Origin of the sequence: Actinoallomurus sp. NPDC052274 (assembly GCF_040679475.1) — a bacterium.
Lineage (GTDB): Bacteria > Actinomycetota > Actinomycetes > Streptosporangiales > Streptosporangiaceae > Actinoallomurus > Actinoallomurus liliacearum.
This window is the reverse complement of sequence record NZ_JBFAUT010000077.1, coordinates 20,929-37,141: the sequence shown is the minus strand read 5'-3', so window position 1 is coordinate 37,141 and position 16,213 is coordinate 20,929. Positions and strand designations below refer to the sequence as shown.

12 protein-coding genes are annotated in these 16,213 nt (G+C 72.6%); 10 read left to right on the top strand and 2 right to left on the bottom strand.

Annotated elements, in window-relative coordinates; translation table 11 throughout:
* The first annotated feature begins 48 nt into the window (after positions 1-48).
* Positions 49-2,484, top strand: coding sequence for a [protein-PII] uridylyltransferase (locus AB0K82_RS39735; protein ID WP_364407400.1), 2,436 nt, complete (start codon positions 49-51; stop codon positions 2,482-2,484).
* 106 nt (positions 2,485-2,590) lie between these two features.
* Positions 2,591-4,000 (top strand): hypothetical protein, encoded by a 1,410-nt coding sequence (locus AB0K82_RS39730; protein ID WP_364407397.1) that lies wholly within the window; start codon positions 2,591-2,593, stop codon positions 3,998-4,000.
* Between the two features lie 1,926 nt (positions 4,001-5,926).
* Here AB0K82_RS39730 and AB0K82_RS39725 read toward each other — a convergent pair.
* A complete protein-coding gene (locus AB0K82_RS39725; RefSeq protein ID WP_364407395.1) occupies positions 5,927-7,582 on the bottom strand; it encodes an acetolactate synthase large subunit in 1,656 nt (551 codons plus the stop codon).
* Between the two features lie 250 nt (positions 7,583-7,832).
* Here AB0K82_RS39725 and ffh point away from each other — a divergent pair, with 250 nt between their 5' ends.
* The gene (gene ffh, locus AB0K82_RS39720; RefSeq protein WP_364407393.1) at positions 7,833-9,386 is read left to right on the top strand and encodes a signal recognition particle protein; all 1,554 of its coding nucleotides are present in this window, start codon (positions 7,833-7,835) and stop codon (positions 9,384-9,386) included.
* 326 nt (positions 9,387-9,712) lie between these two features.
* On the opposite strand, the gene AB0K82_RS39715 is transcribed toward ffh, so the two are convergent.
* The gene (locus tag AB0K82_RS39715) at positions 9,713-11,314 is read right to left on the bottom strand and encodes an aldehyde dehydrogenase (NADP(+)) (protein ID WP_364407390.1); all 1,602 of its coding nucleotides are present in this window, start codon (positions 11,312-11,314) and stop codon (positions 9,713-9,715) included.
* 297 nt (positions 11,315-11,611) lie between these two features.
* Between AB0K82_RS39715 and rpsP the strand changes: the two genes are divergently transcribed.
* The 7 genes from rpsP to AB0K82_RS39680 all read left to right on the top strand — a co-directional run bounded on the left by rpsP (position 11,612) and on the right by AB0K82_RS39680 (position 16,212).
* On the top strand, positions 11,612-12,079 hold the full coding sequence (rpsP, locus tag AB0K82_RS39710; protein WP_364407387.1) for a 30S ribosomal protein S16: 468 nt from the start codon (positions 11,612-11,614) through the stop codon (positions 12,077-12,079).
* A 1-nt stretch (position 12,080) separates the two neighbouring features.
* Positions 12,081-12,323, top strand: a complete 243-nt coding sequence (locus AB0K82_RS39705; RefSeq protein WP_252776333.1) for an RNA-binding protein — start codon at positions 12,081-12,083, stop codon at positions 12,321-12,323.
* 55 nt (positions 12,324-12,378) lie between these two features.
* Positions 12,379-12,879, top strand: coding sequence for a ribosome maturation factor RimM (gene rimM, locus AB0K82_RS39700; RefSeq protein WP_364407384.1), 501 nt, complete (start codon positions 12,379-12,381; stop codon positions 12,877-12,879).
* An 85-nt stretch (positions 12,880-12,964) separates the two neighbouring features.
* Positions 12,965-13,738, top strand: a complete 774-nt coding sequence (trmD, locus tag AB0K82_RS39695; RefSeq protein ID WP_364407381.1) for a tRNA (guanosine(37)-N1)-methyltransferase TrmD — start codon at positions 12,965-12,967, stop codon at positions 13,736-13,738.
* Positions 13,739-13,844: 106 nt separating this feature from the next.
* Positions 13,845-14,195 carry a 50S ribosomal protein L19 gene (rplS, locus tag AB0K82_RS39690; protein WP_252807910.1) on the top strand — a complete coding sequence of 117 codons (351 nt, stop codon included), beginning with the start codon at positions 13,845-13,847 and terminating at the stop codon, positions 14,193-14,195.
* Positions 14,196-14,340: 145 nt separating this feature from the next.
* Entirely contained in the window at positions 14,341-15,375 is a 1,035-nt protein-coding gene (gene lepB / locus AB0K82_RS39685) for a signal peptidase I (protein ID WP_364407378.1), read from the top strand.
* Positions 15,376-15,450: 75 nt separating this feature from the next.
* Positions 15,451-16,212: a ribonuclease HII gene (locus AB0K82_RS39680; RefSeq protein WP_364407375.1), complete on the top strand. Its 762-nt coding sequence runs from the start codon at positions 15,451-15,453 to the stop codon at positions 16,210-16,212.
* Position 16,213: the final 1 nt, after the last annotated feature.

The following is a 16,213-nucleotide window of genomic DNA, read 5'->3' as shown; positions in this document are numbered from 1 at the left end:
CGCGACGCCTTCTCCGCCGACGTGGAGTCCAGGCAGCCGCCCAGCCGCATCGGGTTGCGCGAGCTCGCCCGCCTGCTCGGCGCCGAGGCCCACGTCGCGCTCGTCGCCGTCGGCAGCCACGGGCGGGAGGAGCTCACCCCCGGCGGCGACCTGGACCTGGTCCTCCTGCACCGGGACCGGCCGGACGTCTCCGCCCTCGCCGACCGCCTCTGGTACCCGATCTGGGACTCCGGCCGGCGCCTCGACCACTCGGTGCGCACCCCCGAGGAGGCGCGCGCCGTCGCCCGCGAGGACCTGAAGGCCGCGCTGGGCCTGATCTCCGCCCGGCACCTCGCCGGCGACCCGGCCCTGACCCGCGAGCTGCGCGAGGCGGTGCTCACGGACTGGCGGGCGGACGCCCGGCGGCGGCTCCCGGAGCTGCGGGAGATGTCCCGGTCGCGCTGGAGCCGGTACGGAGAGCTGGCCTTCCTCCTCGAACCCGACCTGAAGGAGTCCCGTGGCGGGCTGCGCGACGTCCACGCGATCCAGGCGGTCGCGGCGGCCTGGGTGGCGCCCGGCCCCACGGACGCGGTCCGGACGGCGCATGACCTGCTACTCGACGTCCGTCACGTGCTGCACGAGCAGACCGGCCGCGGCGGCGACCGTCTCGTCCTGCAGGAGCAGGACGCCGTCGCGAGCGCCCTGGGGCTGCTGGACGCGCACGCCCTGCTGCGCGCGGTCGCCGAGGCCGCCCGCACGATCACTTACGCCACCGACCAGATGTGGCGGACGGCGGCACGCTTCTGCTCCCCGCCGGGCCGCCCCGTCCGCAGGCCGCTCGCCGACGGCGTCGTCGAACAGGACGGGGAGGTCGTTCTCGCGCTGGGCGCCGACGCGCGCAGGGACCCGGTGCTCGTGCTCCGCGCCGCCGCCGCGGCCGCGCAGGCGGGCCTGCCGCTCGCCACCGCCACCGTCGAGCGGCTGGCGGCTGAGACGGCGCCGCTGCCCGACCCCTGGCCTCCCGCCGCCCGCGACGCGCTGGTCACTCTTCTCGGCGCCGGCCCGCCCGCGGTGGGAGTGTGGGAGGCGCTCGACCAGGCCGGCCTGATCGTCCGGCTCCTGCCCGACTGGGAGCGTGTCCGCAACCGGCCACAGCGCAACCCCGTGCACACGTACACCGTGGACCGGCACCTCGTGGAGACGGCCGCCCGCGCCGCCGCGCACACCCGTGACGTGGCCCGACCCGACCTCCTGCTGGTCGGCGCCCTGCTGCACGACATCGGCAAGGGCTGGCCCGGGGACCACTCCCGTACCGGCGCGGTCATGGCCCGCGACCTCGGCCGGCGTCTCGGCTTCGACGCCGCCGACGTACGGGCGCTGGAGTCGATCGTCCGGCACCACCTCCTGCTGCCGGAGACCGCGACCCGCCGCGACCTCGACGACCCGGTCACCATCGAGACGGTGGCCAGAACCGTCGGGGACCCGGTCGTGCTCGAGACCCTCGCCGCCCTCGCCATCGCGGACGGACAGGCCACCGGACCGGCGGCGTGGGGCGGGTGGAAGGCCCGCATGGTCGCGGAGCTCGCCCGTCGCGTCGCCGCCGTGCTCGCCGGAGCGCCGCCGCCCGTCACGCCCGGCCCGACCCCCGAACAGCTCGCCCTCGCCCGCCACGGCGGCGGCGCCGTGCGCGTCGCCGGCTCCCGGATCACGATCGCCGCCCCCGACCGCTCCGGCCTGCTCTGGCAGGCGGCCGGCGTGCTCGCGCTGCACCGCCTCGCCGTCCGCGGAGGCCGCGCGGTGTCCTGGGCGCCGGCCGCCGAGCCGGAGACCGACCGGGCGAGCGGCCGTACGGAAACCGACGGACCGGGCGGCCGTGCGGAGAGCGACCGGTCGTGCGTGCGCGCGGAGGCCGACGGACCGGGCGCTCGTACGGAGGCCGACCCGGCGGGAAACCGTGCGGAGGCCGACCCGGCGGGACGCCGTGCGGAGGCCGACCTGGCGGGACGCCGTGCGGAGGCCGACCTGGCGGGACGCCGTGCGGAGGGCGACCGGGCGGGTGGCCGTACGACGCAGGCCGACACGGCCGTGCTCGAGTTCATCGCCGTCCCGGAGTACGGCTCCGGCCCCGATCCGGCCGCGCTCGAGGCCGACCTTCGCCGGGTTCTCGCCGGGCGGCTCGACGTCGCGGCGCGGCTGGAGCGCCGCGCCCGGTCGTACCGGCCCCGCAAGGGCGTGCCGGTGCCCCCGCCGCGCGTCATCCTCCTCGACGACGCCTCGAACACCGCGACCGTCATGGAGGTGCGCGCTCACGACCGGCCCGGCCTGCTGTGGCGCATCGGGCACGCCCTCGGCTCCTGCGGCGTCCAGGTCCGCGCGGCCCGGGTGGAGACGCTCGGCGCCGAGGCCGTCGACGTCTTCTACGTGGTGGACGAGGAGGGGCGTCCGCTCGCCGACCGCGACCTGCGGGAGACGATCCGTGAGGCAGTCCTCGAGGTCGTCCGCTGAACCGTTGACCGCCGGATGAAGATCACCGGAACGGGCCGTGCGGCCCATTGACGGTGCTCGCGGTCCGGGTGAGGCTCCTGGAGACGAAGATCCCCAGGAGGTCTGCGTGCCCAACGTTCTGCTCACCCGCGCGGCCGTGCCGCTCCTCACCCTCGCCCTCGCGGGAACCGCCGCGACGCCCGCCGACGCCGCCGACGCCCGCGCCGTCGACCGCGGTCACGACCGTACGATCACGTTCCGGACCGGACACGACGGCGAGGTGCTCGCCTCCGTCACCGCGGCGGCCCCGGGCGTGTCCTGGGCCGTCCAGGGCCGTGAGTCGGCGGTCCTGTCGCTGTTCGTCGACGGCAGGTACGCCACCGACGACGTGGTCCCCGCCGCGTTCCCGATCAAGCGGGAGTTCGCCCTCGGCCGTCTGCGGGCCGGCCGCCACACGCTGCGGCTCCGGCTGGCCGCCGATCGCTCGCCCGGCCGGACCGTCCGGGTGAGCGGCGTGGCCTTCCGTACCGTCGCGGCCGGGTCGCCGGCGTACACCGACCTCGCCCACGCGCCCGTGCTGTACGGCCGCAACGGCACGGGCGGCACCTCGACCGGCCCGTTCCAGAACGCCGCCACCGACACGCCGCTGGTCGCCTGGCACGAGGACGTCCCCGCCGCGACGCCGGGGCACCGCCTGCTGACGTACTCCTACATCTGGAGCAACGAGGACGGCGGCACGTCCACCCCGCAGCTCATGGCGCGCTGGGGCCGTACGACGGACATCGAGTGGATCTACCAGGTCGAGGTGGACGCGCGCGGCAGGCGGGTGCCCGGAACCGCCGTCTTCCAGGCGCCGAACCATGTCACGCAGCCGTTCGCGGGCACGTACGAGGGCGATCACCCGCTGCTGCAGACCTGCACGCTGAACAACAACATCTGCGACAAGGTCGACGACCCGATGCGGTTCTCGCTGTCCACCGCGCAGACGCTCGACGCGACCACGGAGGCCCGCGAGCAGATCATGGACCGCAACCCGTGGACGTACTGGGTGGCGGCGGCGGAGGCGCACCGGGAGGGCCGGGTCGCGGCGGACCCGCCGACGACCTCCCAGACCCTGATCGCCGACCCGCGCGACTACCTCTACCTCGTCGTCCGCAAGCAGACCATCGACCCGCCGAACGGCACCGACTGGGTCGGGCTGTCCATCGGCGTACGGCTCAAGGGCGACCCGACGCTGTACCGCTCGGACCACCTGTTCCCCGACCGGTCCATCAACCGGGACCTGCCCGCGGCGACGACCGTCCAGCTCCCGCCCGGAACGAAGCCGTCCGACGTCGCCGAGATCATCGGTATCCGGGTGCCCGCCACGAGCACGGACACCGGAGCGACGATCAAGGTGAAGGCGATCAACCGGGCGTTCTTCCTCGGCCGGGACGACCAGCCCGGCGCGTCGTTCGTCTCCGGTCCCACGCCCGCGACACTGACCCAGCAGGACCCGACCGCCGTCCTGTACACCGCCGCCGCCTCAGTCCGCTGAGACGCTCTCGCCTTCGGCACGGACGGCGTCGCGCGGCCTCGCCCGCCGCCCGGCGGGGCATCCGGCCACCACCGGCCGGGTTCGGCCGGGCAAACGCCCTCGGCCGGACACTCGCCGACGGACACCCTGCCGGTTACGGCCGGCCAGGTGTAGCCAGCCAGGGCGGCGCTGGGCGGGTGCGGCCGGCGGGGGTGGCGCTGGGCGGGTGTGGCCGGTGGCGGTGGCGCTGAGCGGGTGTGGCCGCTGGACGGGCGCCGGGCGGGGCCGTGTGGGGGGACGCGCACAAGTCTCGGTGAACGTCGTGCGGTTCGCTCGTGGGCGGGCACCTGGCCGGGTGGGGTTGGGGCGGGTGCCGTGTCGCGGGGCGTGCACAAGTCTCGGTGAACGTCGTGTGGTCCGGCCGTCCGATGCGGCGAATCGGGGTGAGTCGGGCGGCGTCGGCGGCGTTCGCCGAGACTTTTGCGCGTCGCGCCTGTGTGGCAGGGGAGTTCTGGTCCGATCGGCCCACGGTGGCCGCTCCGCCACCACCGTGGGCCGCCCGGTGGCGGCTGACGCGCTCTTCCGCTCGGCGCGGGCAGCGTCGCGCGGGGTCATCCTGTCCGGCTGGCGCCGCCACGGCCGCTGGTTGGTCGCGGCCGGGTGAATGCCTTTGGCCGGGAGGCCGTCGGCGGAGACCCGGCCGGGCAGCGCTGGGCGGGTGCCGTGTGCCGGGGCGTGCACAAGTCTCGGTGAACGTCGTGTGGTCCGGCCATAGGAAGCGGCGAATCGGGGTGAGTCAGGCGGTGGTGGCGGCGTTCGCCGAGACTTTCGCGCGGTGCGCGGCAGCACGGCAGTGCGGTTTCCGGCGGATCGGGCCGCCGGGGTCGTCTCATCCCCGCGGAGGGCCGCCCGGAGGCGGAGGTCCTTCGCGGAGGCGCATGGTGGCTCTCCTCGCCCAGGTGCTCGCTGACACGCGCACACGTTCGGCACGGACGGCGTCGCGTGGGCTCGCCCCGCAGGCCAGCGCCGCATCCGGCCACTGCCGGCGGGGTTCGACTAGGCGAATGCCTTCAGCCGGGCGGCCGTCAACGGGCACACAGCCGGACGGGCCTGGGCAGGGTGTGGGGCCGGGGCGGGTGACGGGGCGCGCGCAAGTCTCGGTGAGCGTCGTGCGGTTCGGCCGTCCGATGCGGCGAATCGGGGTGAGTCGGGCGGCGTCGGCGGCGTTCGCCGAGACTTTTGCGCGTCGCGCCTGTGTGGCAGGGGAGTTTTGGTCCGATCGGACCGCTGGTGGCCGCTCCACTACCGCCGTGGGCTGTCCGGTGGCGGCTGAGGCGCTCTTCCGCTCGGCGCGGACGGCGTCGCGCGGGGCCGTCCCGTCCGACCGGCGTCGCTACGGCCGCCGGTTGGGTGTGGCCGGGTGAATGCCCTTGGCCGGGCGCCCGTCGGCGGGCACCCAGCCGGGTGGGGCTGGGCCGGGTGCCGGGCGCCGGGCATGCGCGCAAGTCTCGGTGAGCGTCGTGCGGTTTGGTCGTGGGCGGGCACCTGGCCGGGTGGGGTTGGGCCGGGCGCGGTCGCCGGGCGGGGCTGGGGCGGGTGCCGTGTGGCGGGGCGCGCGCAAGTCTCGGTGAACGTTGTGTGGTCCGGCCGTAGGAAGCGGCGAATCGGGGTGAGTCGGGCGGTGGTGACGGCGTTAGCCGAGACTTTCGCGGGGTGTGCGACGGCGCGGCAGCGAGGTTTCCGGCGGATGGGACCGCCACGGCCGCCTCACCACCGCGGGCCCTCCGGCGGCGGAGGTCCGCCGCGGACCTGACTCACGACCGGTGGCGGAGGTCCTCCGCGACCCTGGTCCAGAACAAGTCCTCCGTGACTCTGGTTCAGAACCGGTGGCGGAGGTCCTCGGCGACCCTGGTAGAACCGGTGGCGGAGGTCCTCTGTGACTCTGGTTCAGAAGGGGTCGGTGAGTTCGCCGAGCTTCGAGGTGAGCCGGAGGTTCTCCGAGTAGTCGACCGGAACGGTGATCACCGAGACGGTGTCCTCCTCGAGGGCCTGCCGGAGGGTCGGCAGGAGGGCGTCCGCCGACTCGATCCGGTAGCCCCGGGCGCCGAAGCTCTCGGCGTACTTGACGAAGTCCGGGTTGCCGAACTCCACGTTGGAGTCGTGGCCCATCTCCAGGTCCATCTTCCACTCGATCAGCCCGTACGCCTTGTCCTCCCAGATCAGCACGGTGATCGGGAGCTTCTCGCGGACGGCCGTCTCCAGCTCCTGGGAGTTCATCAGGAACGCGCCGTCGCCGGTCGTGGCCAGGACGTGCCGGTTGGGGTAGGCGAGCTTGGCCGCGAGCGCCCCCGGCACCGCGAAGCCCATCGACGACAGGCCGTTGGACACGAGCAGCGTGTTGGGTTCGTACGTGGGGTACATCCGCGCCATCCACATCTTCACGGCGCCGGTGTCGGCCAGGACGATGTCCTTGCGGCCCATGGCCTCGCGGATGTCGGTGACGATCCGGCGCGGCGACATCGGGAACCGGTCCTCGTGGCGGCCGCGCTCGAGTTCCTCGCCGATCATCCGCCGGATCTTCTCGCCGGTGCCCCGGGAGTCGAAGCGGCGGCGTACGGCGTCGGTGAGCGCCCGCAGCGAGTTGCGGATGTCGCCCTGGATGCCGACCGCGACGGGGTAGTGGTCGTCGACCTCGGCCGCGAAACGGTGAATGTGGATGATCTTCTTGTCGGCGTGCGGGTTGATCTTGACCGGGTCGAACTCCTGGAGCTCGTACCCGACGCAGATCAGCACGTCGGCCTCGTCGAAGCCGAAGTTCACGTAGTCGTGGCGCATGAAGCCGACCGCGCCGAGCGCGTGGTCGTGATCGTCGGGGAAGACGCCTTTGCCGTTGAACGTCGTCGCCACCGGGATCCCGAGCCGCTCGGACATGCGGATCAGCTCGTGGCTCGCGCGGTTGCGGGTCGCGCCGTGCCCGGCCAGGATGATCGGCTGCCGGGAGAGCGCGATGACGTCGGCGGCGCGGGCGACCTGCGACGCGGAGGGCTCCTCCGGCCGCACGATGTTGATCGGCAGCGGCTTGAGAGACGGGTCGACCTTGGCCGACTCGACGTCCTCGGGGATGGCCAGGTAGACCGCGCCGGGCCGTTCGGTCTGCGCCACCTTGAACGCCTTGCGCACCATCTCCGGCAGGGCCTCCGGCGTCGGCGCCATGTCGGACCACTTGGTGATCGGCCGGAACAGCGAGACCAGGTCGATGATCTGGTGCGACTCCTTGTAGATGCGGTCCAGGCCGACCTGCGCGGAGATCGCGACGACGGGGGTGCTGTTGGTGGTCGCGTCGGCGACCCCGAGCTGCAGGTTGATCGCGCCCGGCCCCAGCGTCGCGGAGGCGACACCCGGACGGCCGGTCAGCCGCCCGTACATCTCCGCCATGAACGCGGCGCCCTGCTCGTGGCGTACGAGGATGTATCGGATCGAGGATTCGTTCAGAGCGTCGACGAAGTGGATGTTCTCCTCACCCGGGATGCCGAAGACGTACTCGACGCCTTCCGCCTCCAGGCAGCGGACCAGGAGCCGGGCGGCCTCCACCTGCGGGTCCATGCGGACTTCCTCCCCTTTTCACCGGCATGTTCACCTATCTGGGGCAAGCGTGCTGATCGGGTCCGCATTCCGCGATGTGGCCGATCCCACGCTCGGAGCGGTGACGAGGGACTCACCGGGCCGCCGGCGGCCTCTGGTGAGACCGCGCACGCCGTGCGAGAGTGATCGGTGGCGGTCGGCCATCCGGGGGCCGCCGAGCGGATAGTGTTGAGGGTCGATCCCCGAAGCACCCTAGGACTGGTCCAGACACGTGTTCGAGACGCTTTCCGACCGGCTGACTACGGTCTTCTCCTCGCTGCGCAGCAAGGGCAAGCTGTCCGAGGCCGACATCAACGCGACCGCGCGCGAGATCCGCGTCGCCCTGCTCGAGGCCGACGTCGCGCTGCCCGTCGTCAAGGACTTCATCGCGCAGATCAAAGAGCGGGCCCGCGGCTCGGAGGTCTCGCAGGCGCTGAACCCGGCCCAGCAGGTCGTCAAGATCGTCAACGAGGAGCTCATCAACGTCCTCGGTGGCGAGACGCGCCGCGTGCGGTTCGCCAAGACCCCGCCGACCGTGATCATGCTGGCGGGTCTGCAGGGCGCCGGTAAGACCACGCTCGCCGGCAAGCTCGCCCGCTGGCTGAAGAGCGAGGGGCACGCGCCGCTGCTCGTCGCCGCCGACCTTCAGCGGCCCAACGCGGTCCAGCAGCTGCAGGTGCTCGGCGAGCGGGCGGGCACCGCGGTGTACGCCCCGGAGCCCGGCAACGGCGTCGGCGACCCGATCGAGGTCGCCCGCCGGTCGATCGAGCACGCCCGGCACGCCCAGCACGACGTGGTCGTCATCGACACCGCGGGCCGCCTCGGCATCGACGAGGACATGATGCGCCAGGCGGCCGACATCCGCGACGCGGTCCGCCCCGACGAGATCCTGTTCGTCGTCGACGCGATGATCGGCCAGGACGCCGTCGTCACCGCGCAGGCGTTCCTCGACGGCGTCGGCTTCGACGGCGTCGTGCTGACCAAGCTCGACGGCGACGCCCGTGGTGGCGCGGCCCTGTCGGTCCGGCACATCACCGGCAGGCCGATCATGTTCGCGTCCACCGGCGAGAAGCTCGAGGACTTCGACGTCTTCCACCCGGACCGCATGGCGGGCCGGATCCTCGACATGGGTGACATCCTCACCCTCATCGAGCAGGCCGAGAAGGCGTTCGACGCCGAGCAGGCCGAGAAGATGACCTCGAAGTTCGCTTCGGGGGAGGACTTCAGCCTCGAGGACTTCCTCGAGCAGATGCAGATGATCCGCAAGCTCGGCCCGATCAAGAACCTCCTGGGCATGATGCCGGGCATGGGGCAGATGCGGCAGCAGATCGACCAGATCGACGACCGTGACCTCGACCGGATCGGCGGCATCATCAACTCGATGACGCCCGAGGAGCGGCAGAACCCCAAGATCATCAACGGTTCCCGGCGGGCCCGCATCGCGCGCGGCTCCGGCGTGAGCGTCACCGAGGTCAACAACCTCGTGACCCGGTTCTTCGACGCGCAGAAGATGATGCGTCAGGTGGCCGGCGGCATGGGCATCCCCGGCATGCCGGGCACCCGGCGCAAGCAGGTCAAGGCGGCCGCCAAGAAGAACAAGGGCAAGGGCAAGCAGCGCAGCGGCGACCCGCGCAAGCGCGCCCAGGAGGCGGCGGGCAAGAAGACGCAGCGTGCCGACGGCGCACCCCAGGGCCTCCCGCCGGGCCTCGGGGGAGGGATGCCGGGCCAGTTGCCGCCCGGGTTCCAGATGCCCGACCTGTCCAAGCTCCAAGGCAAGAAGAAGTAACACGCCGCGCCGGGCGTGCGGCATGCGGTGCCTGGCGTGCGGTACGCCGCGCGGGCGTACGGCATGCCGCCGTCTTGGGGCGCGCGGCATACGAAGCCGGGTGTTCGGCATGCCGCCCGTCTTGGGGCGTGTGGCCGCGTACGGCGCCGGGGGTGTCGCCCGGTCGGAGGGCGGCGGCGGGCCGTCGCCCTCGGGCGGTGTCGGCGATGTGGGCCTGAACGGGAATCCGCCCCGTACCGCCGTCATCCGGGGGCGGCCGGGCCGCCGCGGGACGTGCGTCTCATCCGGACCGCCGGACGGACCGCACGCCCCGCGCCGGCGGATGATCAGTCGCGGCCGAGTTCGCCGTCGACGCGGCGCCAGATGCCCAGCGGGTTCCCGTCGCGCAGCTCGGCGGGCAGCAGCGCCGCGGGCACGTCCTGGTAGCCGATCGGACGCAGGAAGCGTTCGATCGCCCGGGTCCCGACCGACGTGGTGGCCGGTGCCGAGGTGGCGGGGAACGGCCCGCCGTGGACGACCGCGTGCCCGACCTCGACGCCCGTCGGCCAGCCGTTGAACACCACCCGCCCGGCGATCAGCTCCAGCAGCGGCAGCAGCTCGGCGGCCTGCCCGTGATCCTCCGGCGTCGCGTGCACGGTCGCGGTGAGCTGGCCCTCGAGAGCCTCGGCGATCCGCAGGAGCTGGGCGTGGTCGCGCACCCGTACGACGATCGACGCGGCGCCGAAGACCTCGTCCTGGAGCGACCGGTCGGCCAGGAAGGCGTCCCCGTCGGTGACGAACAGCGCGGCGCGCCCGCCGCAGGCGATCGCCGGGTCGTCGCCGCCGCGCGCCACCTCGGTCACCGCGTCCGTGCCCGCCAGCCGCCGGATCCCGTCGTCGTACGCCTGCCGGATGCCCGCGTTCAGCATCGGGGCCGCCGCCGTCTCCGCGAGCGCCGCCGACGCCGACTCGACGAACGCGTCCAGCCCGTCGCCCTCGACCGCGAAGACCAGGCCGGGGCTCGTGCACAGCTGGCCGGCCCCGGTGGTCAGGGAGGCGACGTACGCCGGGCCGAGATCCTCGGCCTTCTCCCGGAGCGCGCCGGGCAGCAGGAACACCGGGTTCACGCTGGACATCTCGGCGTACACCGGGATCGGCCCGGGACGCGCCGCGGCGGCCGCGACCAGCGCCAGGCCGCCCTGCCGGGAACCGGTGAAGCCGACGGCCCGGATCCGCGGGTCGGTGACCAGCGCCACGCCGAGCTCACGGCCGCCCTGCAGCAGCGAGAACGTGCCCTCCGGCAGGCCGTGCTCGGCCACCGCGGCCCGGATCGCCCGGCCGACCAGCTCGGAGGTGCCCGGATGCGCCGGGTGCGCCTTGACCACCACCGGGGCGCCCGCGGCCAGCGCCGACGCCGTGTCGCCACCGGCGACGGAGAAGGCCAGCGGGAAGTTGCTCGCCGCGAACACCGCCACGGGGCCCAGCGGGAGCCGCCGTTGCCGCAGGTCCGGCCGGGGCAACGGGGTGCGGTCGGGAATGGCCGGGTCGACACGGGCGCCGAGCCAGCCGCCGTCCCGGACGACCCGCGCGAACAGCCGCAACTGGTTGGTGGTCCGCGCCAGCTCGCCCTTGACACGGGCCTCCGGGATGCCGGTCTCGGCGGTGACCCGGTCGATGAGCTCCGCGCCGAGCGCGTCGATCCGGTCGGCGACCCCCTCCAGGAACACGGCCCGGGTCTCCTGACCGGTGTTCCGGTATGTACCGAACGCGTCCCAGGCCAGGGCGGCGGCGCGGGCGACGTCGGCCGCCCCGCCGAAACGGTACGCCGGCTCGAGGCGCTCGCCGGTCCGCGGGTCGACGGCGTGGAACTCCTCCCCGGTGCCGGGCACGTCCTGCGCGCCGATCAGCTGATCTCCGGTCAGAGTGGACGTCGTGTCATGTACGGTCATCGGCTCAGCCCACTTTCTTCGCACAACGGTCAGCGATTCCATCGTCGCCTACCCTGACCTCGCGGGCTCCCATGGCCGCATCGCACGCCCGTCACCGATCGATCGCCGGTCGTGACGCGCGGCGCGCTGATCGATTGCCACTTCACCGTCATCGTCTGGCAGAATGGCAGGCTGGAAAACCGAACCGGGCAGGGCCCTCTCTCACCTGTGCGCGCCGGTGTCCTTCCGAGCGGCGGTTCCGGTCCCCACCTGGGACTGATCCGCTCGTCCATTTCGAATCTGGAGAACACCACACCCGTGGCAGTCAAGATCAAGCTCAAGCGTCTGGGGAAGATCCGGGCTCCGTACTACCGGATCGTCGTCGCCGACTCCCGCACCAAGCGTGACGGGCGCGCGATCGAGGAGATCGGCAAGTACCACCCGAAGGAGGAGCCCTCGCTCATCGAGGTCGACTCCGAGCGGGTGCAGTACTGGCTCGGCGTGGGCGCCCAGCCGACCGAGCCGGTCCTGTCGATCCTGAAGATCACCGGCGACTGGCAGAAGTTCAAGGGCGAGCCGGGCGCGGAGGGCACGCTGAAGGTCGCCGAGCCCAAGGCCGACAAGCAGGAGGTCTTCCAGGCCGCCGTCAAGGAGACCCTGGACGACGCCGAGGGCAAGGCGACCACGCCCAAGTCCAAGAAGAAGACCGAGCCGAAGAAGGCCAAGAGCGAGGCGGAGGAGTCGGCTTCGGCCGAGGAGACCTCCGAAGCCAAGAGCGAGGCCTAAGGTGCTCGAGGAGGCGCTCGAGCACCTGGTCCGCGGAATCGTGGAGCACCCGGACGACGTCCGGGTGCGCGCCCGCCGGCTTCGCAACGGCAGGGTTCTCGAGGTGCGCGTGCACCCCGACGACCTCGGCAAGGTCATCGGCCGCAACGGCCGCACGGCCAAGGCCTTGCGTACGGTGATCGGCGCCCTCGCGGGCGGCCGGTACATCCGCGTCGACCTTCTCGACCTCAACGAGGCCCGATAGTGCTCGCGGTCGGCATTCTCCGCCGGAGCGGTCGGACCGCCCGCGGAGCGGCTTGATGCTGCTCGCCGTCGGCCGTGTCGGCCGGGCCCACGGGGTCCGCGGTGAGGTGAGCGTCGAGACGAGCACCGATGACCCCGGCGCGCGGTTCGCGCCGGGGTCGTCGCTCGTCACCGATCCCGCGCGCCTGGGCCCGCTGACCGTCGAGTCCGTACGGCCGCACGCCGGCCGCCTCCTCGTGCGGTTCGCCGGAGTGGACGACCGTACGGCCGCCGAGACGCTGCGCGGCACCCTCCTGCTGGTCGACTCCTCCGACATCTCGCCCAGCGCGGACCCGGACGAGTTCCACGACCAGGAGCTCATCGGTCTCGTCGCGGTGACCCCCGACGGCACCGAGGTGGGCGAGATCGTGGACGTCGAGCATCTCGGCCAGGACCTCCTGGTCGTCCGGCGTCCCGGTGGCGACGCGCTCGTACCGTTCGTACGCGCCCTCGTCCCCGAGGTCGACGTGCCCGGCGGACGGATCGTCATCGACCCCCCGCCCGGCCTGTTCGAATGACACCCGCCGCGGACGCCCGCCGCCCGGCGGCGTCCGACGGCCGCCGTGGCGCGCAGACTTGAGACACAGGACCCACGGAGCGCCCATGAGACTCGACATCGTCACCATCTTTCCCGAGTACTTCGCGCCGCTCGACGTCTCCCTCCTGGGCAAGGCGCGGCGGCGCGGCGACGTCGACGTCCACGTGCACGATCTTCGAGGCTGGGCGCACGACCGGCACCGCACCGTCGACGACACGCCGTACGGTGGCGGCCCCGGCATGGTGATGAAGCCGGAGCCGTGGGGCGAGGCACTGGACGCCGTGGTGCCGCCGCCGTCGAGCGCGCGTCTCGTCGTCCCGACGCCGAGCGGTCGCCCCTTCACCCAGGAACTCGCCGTCGAGTACGCCGCCGAGCCCTGGCTCGTCTTCGCGTGCGGGCGGTACGAGGGCATCGACGCCCGGGTCATCGAGGACGCCCGGGAGCGGATGCCGGTCGACGAGGTCAGCATCGGCGACTACGTCCTGGCCGGCGGCGAGGTGGCGGTCCTCGTGATCGTCGAGGCCGTCTCCCGGCTGCTGCCCGGCGTGCTCGGGAACGCCGACTCGGTGACCGACGACTCCTTCGCGCCCGGCCGAATGGAGGCCCTGCTCGAAGGGCCCGTCTACACCAAGCCGGCGACCTGGCGCGGGCGCGACGTCCCCGAGGTGCTCATGTCCGGAAACCACGGCGCGATCGCCCGCTGGCGGCGTGATCAGGCGCTGCGGCGCACCGCCGTGAGACGACCCGAGCTGATCGGCCGGAACCCGCTCGACGAGGCCGATCGGCGGGCCCTCGCGGAGGCCGGTTTTCCGGTTGACGCCGAACGTATGGCACACTGAGACGTCACCCCAGTGTTCGACGCTGGGCGTGTTCAGACTTCCAGAAGATCCCATCGCGCGTCGGCGGCCCCTGGCCGCGCGCGTTTCACCACGAGGAACCGCAGTCATGCACACCCTGATCCAGGAGATCGAGAAGGCCGCGATGCGGTCTGACGTACCGGACTTCCGCCCGGGTGACACGCTCAAGGTTCACGTGCGCGTGACCGAGGGCAACCGGAGCCGCATCCAGGTCTTCCAGGGCGTGGTGATCCGGCGTCAGGGCGGCGGCGCTCGTGAGACGTTCACCGTTCGGAAGGTGAGCTACGGCGTCGGTGTCGAGCGGACCTTCCCGCTCAACAGCCCGTCCATCGACAAGATCGAGGTCGTCACCCGCGGTGACGTCCGGCGTGCCAAGCTCTACTACCTCCGCGAGCTGCGCGGCAAGGCCGCCCGCATCAAGGAGAAGCGCGACAACTGAGCGGGCTCGTTCCCGTCTCCGGCCCCGGCCCGTCGATCGACGGGCCGGGGCCTGTCGTTGTGGCGACCGAGGATTTCGGCGTACACGGCAGACGACACGCTGACGATGGCCGCCGTCAGGGCTCGCGGGCATTAGGCTTCCCCTGATGACTGACGACGAGCAGGGCCTGCGCGAGCCCGCGGCCACCGCCGGTGACACGCGCCACGACGCATCACAGAACGGCCGGCAGGGCGCGCACTCCACCGACCGGGAGCCGGGAGACTCTCGATCGGCGGACGAGAAGGCCGACGAGCCGGAGGAATCCGCGCCGGCCGGACCGGATGATGCGGACGGTGCCGACGCCGGCAAGGACTCGCGGAAGAAGAAGCAGGGCTCCTTCTGGAAGGAGCTGCCGATCCTCATCGGCGTCGCCCTCGCGCTCGCCATGGTCATCAAGGCCTTCGCGGTCCAGGCGTTCTACATCCCGTCGCAGTCGATGGAGAACACCCTCAAGGTCGGCGACCGGGTCCTGGTCAACAAGATCGTTTACCACACGCGCGACATCAAGCGCGGGGACGTGGTCGTCTTCAACGGCCTGGACTCCTGGGACCCGGAGGTCCAGTACTCGAAGCCGAGCAACCCGGTGTCGAAGGTCCTGCACGCGGTCGGCAGCGCCTTCGGCGTCGTCCCCGGCGAGAAGGACTACATCAAACGGGTCATCGGCGTGCCCGGCGACCACGTGGCCTGCTGCGACGCTCAGGGACGCGTGACCGTCAACGGCCATCCGCTCGAGGAGACGGGCTATCTCTACACCGATCCGGTGACCCACGAGCAGAACAAGCCGTCCGACAGCAAGTTCAAGATCACCGTCCCTGCGGGCCGGCTCTGGGTGATGGGCGACCACCGCGAGGTGTCCTACGACTCCCGCGGGCACCTGGGTGACCCCGGCGGCGGCACGATCCCCGAGAACCGCGTCGTCGGCCGAGCGTTCGTCGTCGTCTGGCCCGTCACCCGCGTCAAGCTCCTGTCGATCCCGAAGACGTTCGGTCAGCCGGGCCTCGCGCTCGCCAACGGCGCGCTGCCCGCGGTCCCACTGGCGATGGGGTTCGCCGGCGCGCTGCCGGTGACGCTGCTGCGCAGGCGTCGCCGCCGTGTCGGTTCGTTCCTCGGCCGCCGACGCATCCGGCGTGCCACGGAGTGACCGGTCACGCTGATGCTCCCGCAGCGCGCGGTGTTCCGCTCCGGCCGGGCCCCCGCGCGACGTACCCTGCCTGATGTGTACATCGATGTCCGAGCCCACCGCCCTCGTGGTCTCACTCCCCGACGGGATGTCGGCCTGTACGCCTACGAACGGGTGGTCGAACGCTGCGGCCTCGGGCCGGTGGCCGGCGTCGACGAGGCCGGTCGCGGCGCGTGCGCCGGGCCGCTGGTCGTCGCGGCCGTGATCCTCGCGCCGGAGCGCCGCCGCCGCATCGAGGGACTCGCGGATTCCAAGCTGCTCACCGCCGCGCGCCGGGAGCGCCTGTACGACGAGATCACGACCACGGCCATGGCGTGGCACGCCCTCATCGTGCCGCGCGAGGAGATCGACCGGGTGGGTCTGCACCGCTGCAACATCGCGGGAATGCGGCGGGCGCTCGCGGCGCTGAGCGTGGAGCCCGGTTACGTCCTGACGGACGGATTCCGGGTGCCGGGCATCTGCGCCCCCGGGCTTCCGGTGCCGAAGGGCGATCGAGTGGCGGCCTGCGTCGCCGCGGCGTCGATCGTGGCGAAGGTGACCCGAGACCGGATCATGATGGAGTTGCACGAGCGTTATCCGATGTACGGTTTCGGCGTTCACAAGGGGTACGTCACTCGTGCGCACGCCGCTGCGTTGGAGGAGCATGGACCTTGTCCTGAACATCGGCTCTCCTTCGTCAATGTGGCCCGGGTGGTCGCGGCGGAGGCGGGACCGGAAATCGATGCCTCAGATGCTGGGGAGATCGATTGGGAGGCGTCACACTATGAGGACACCGCCGACCAGGCGGACGTCGCCTGAG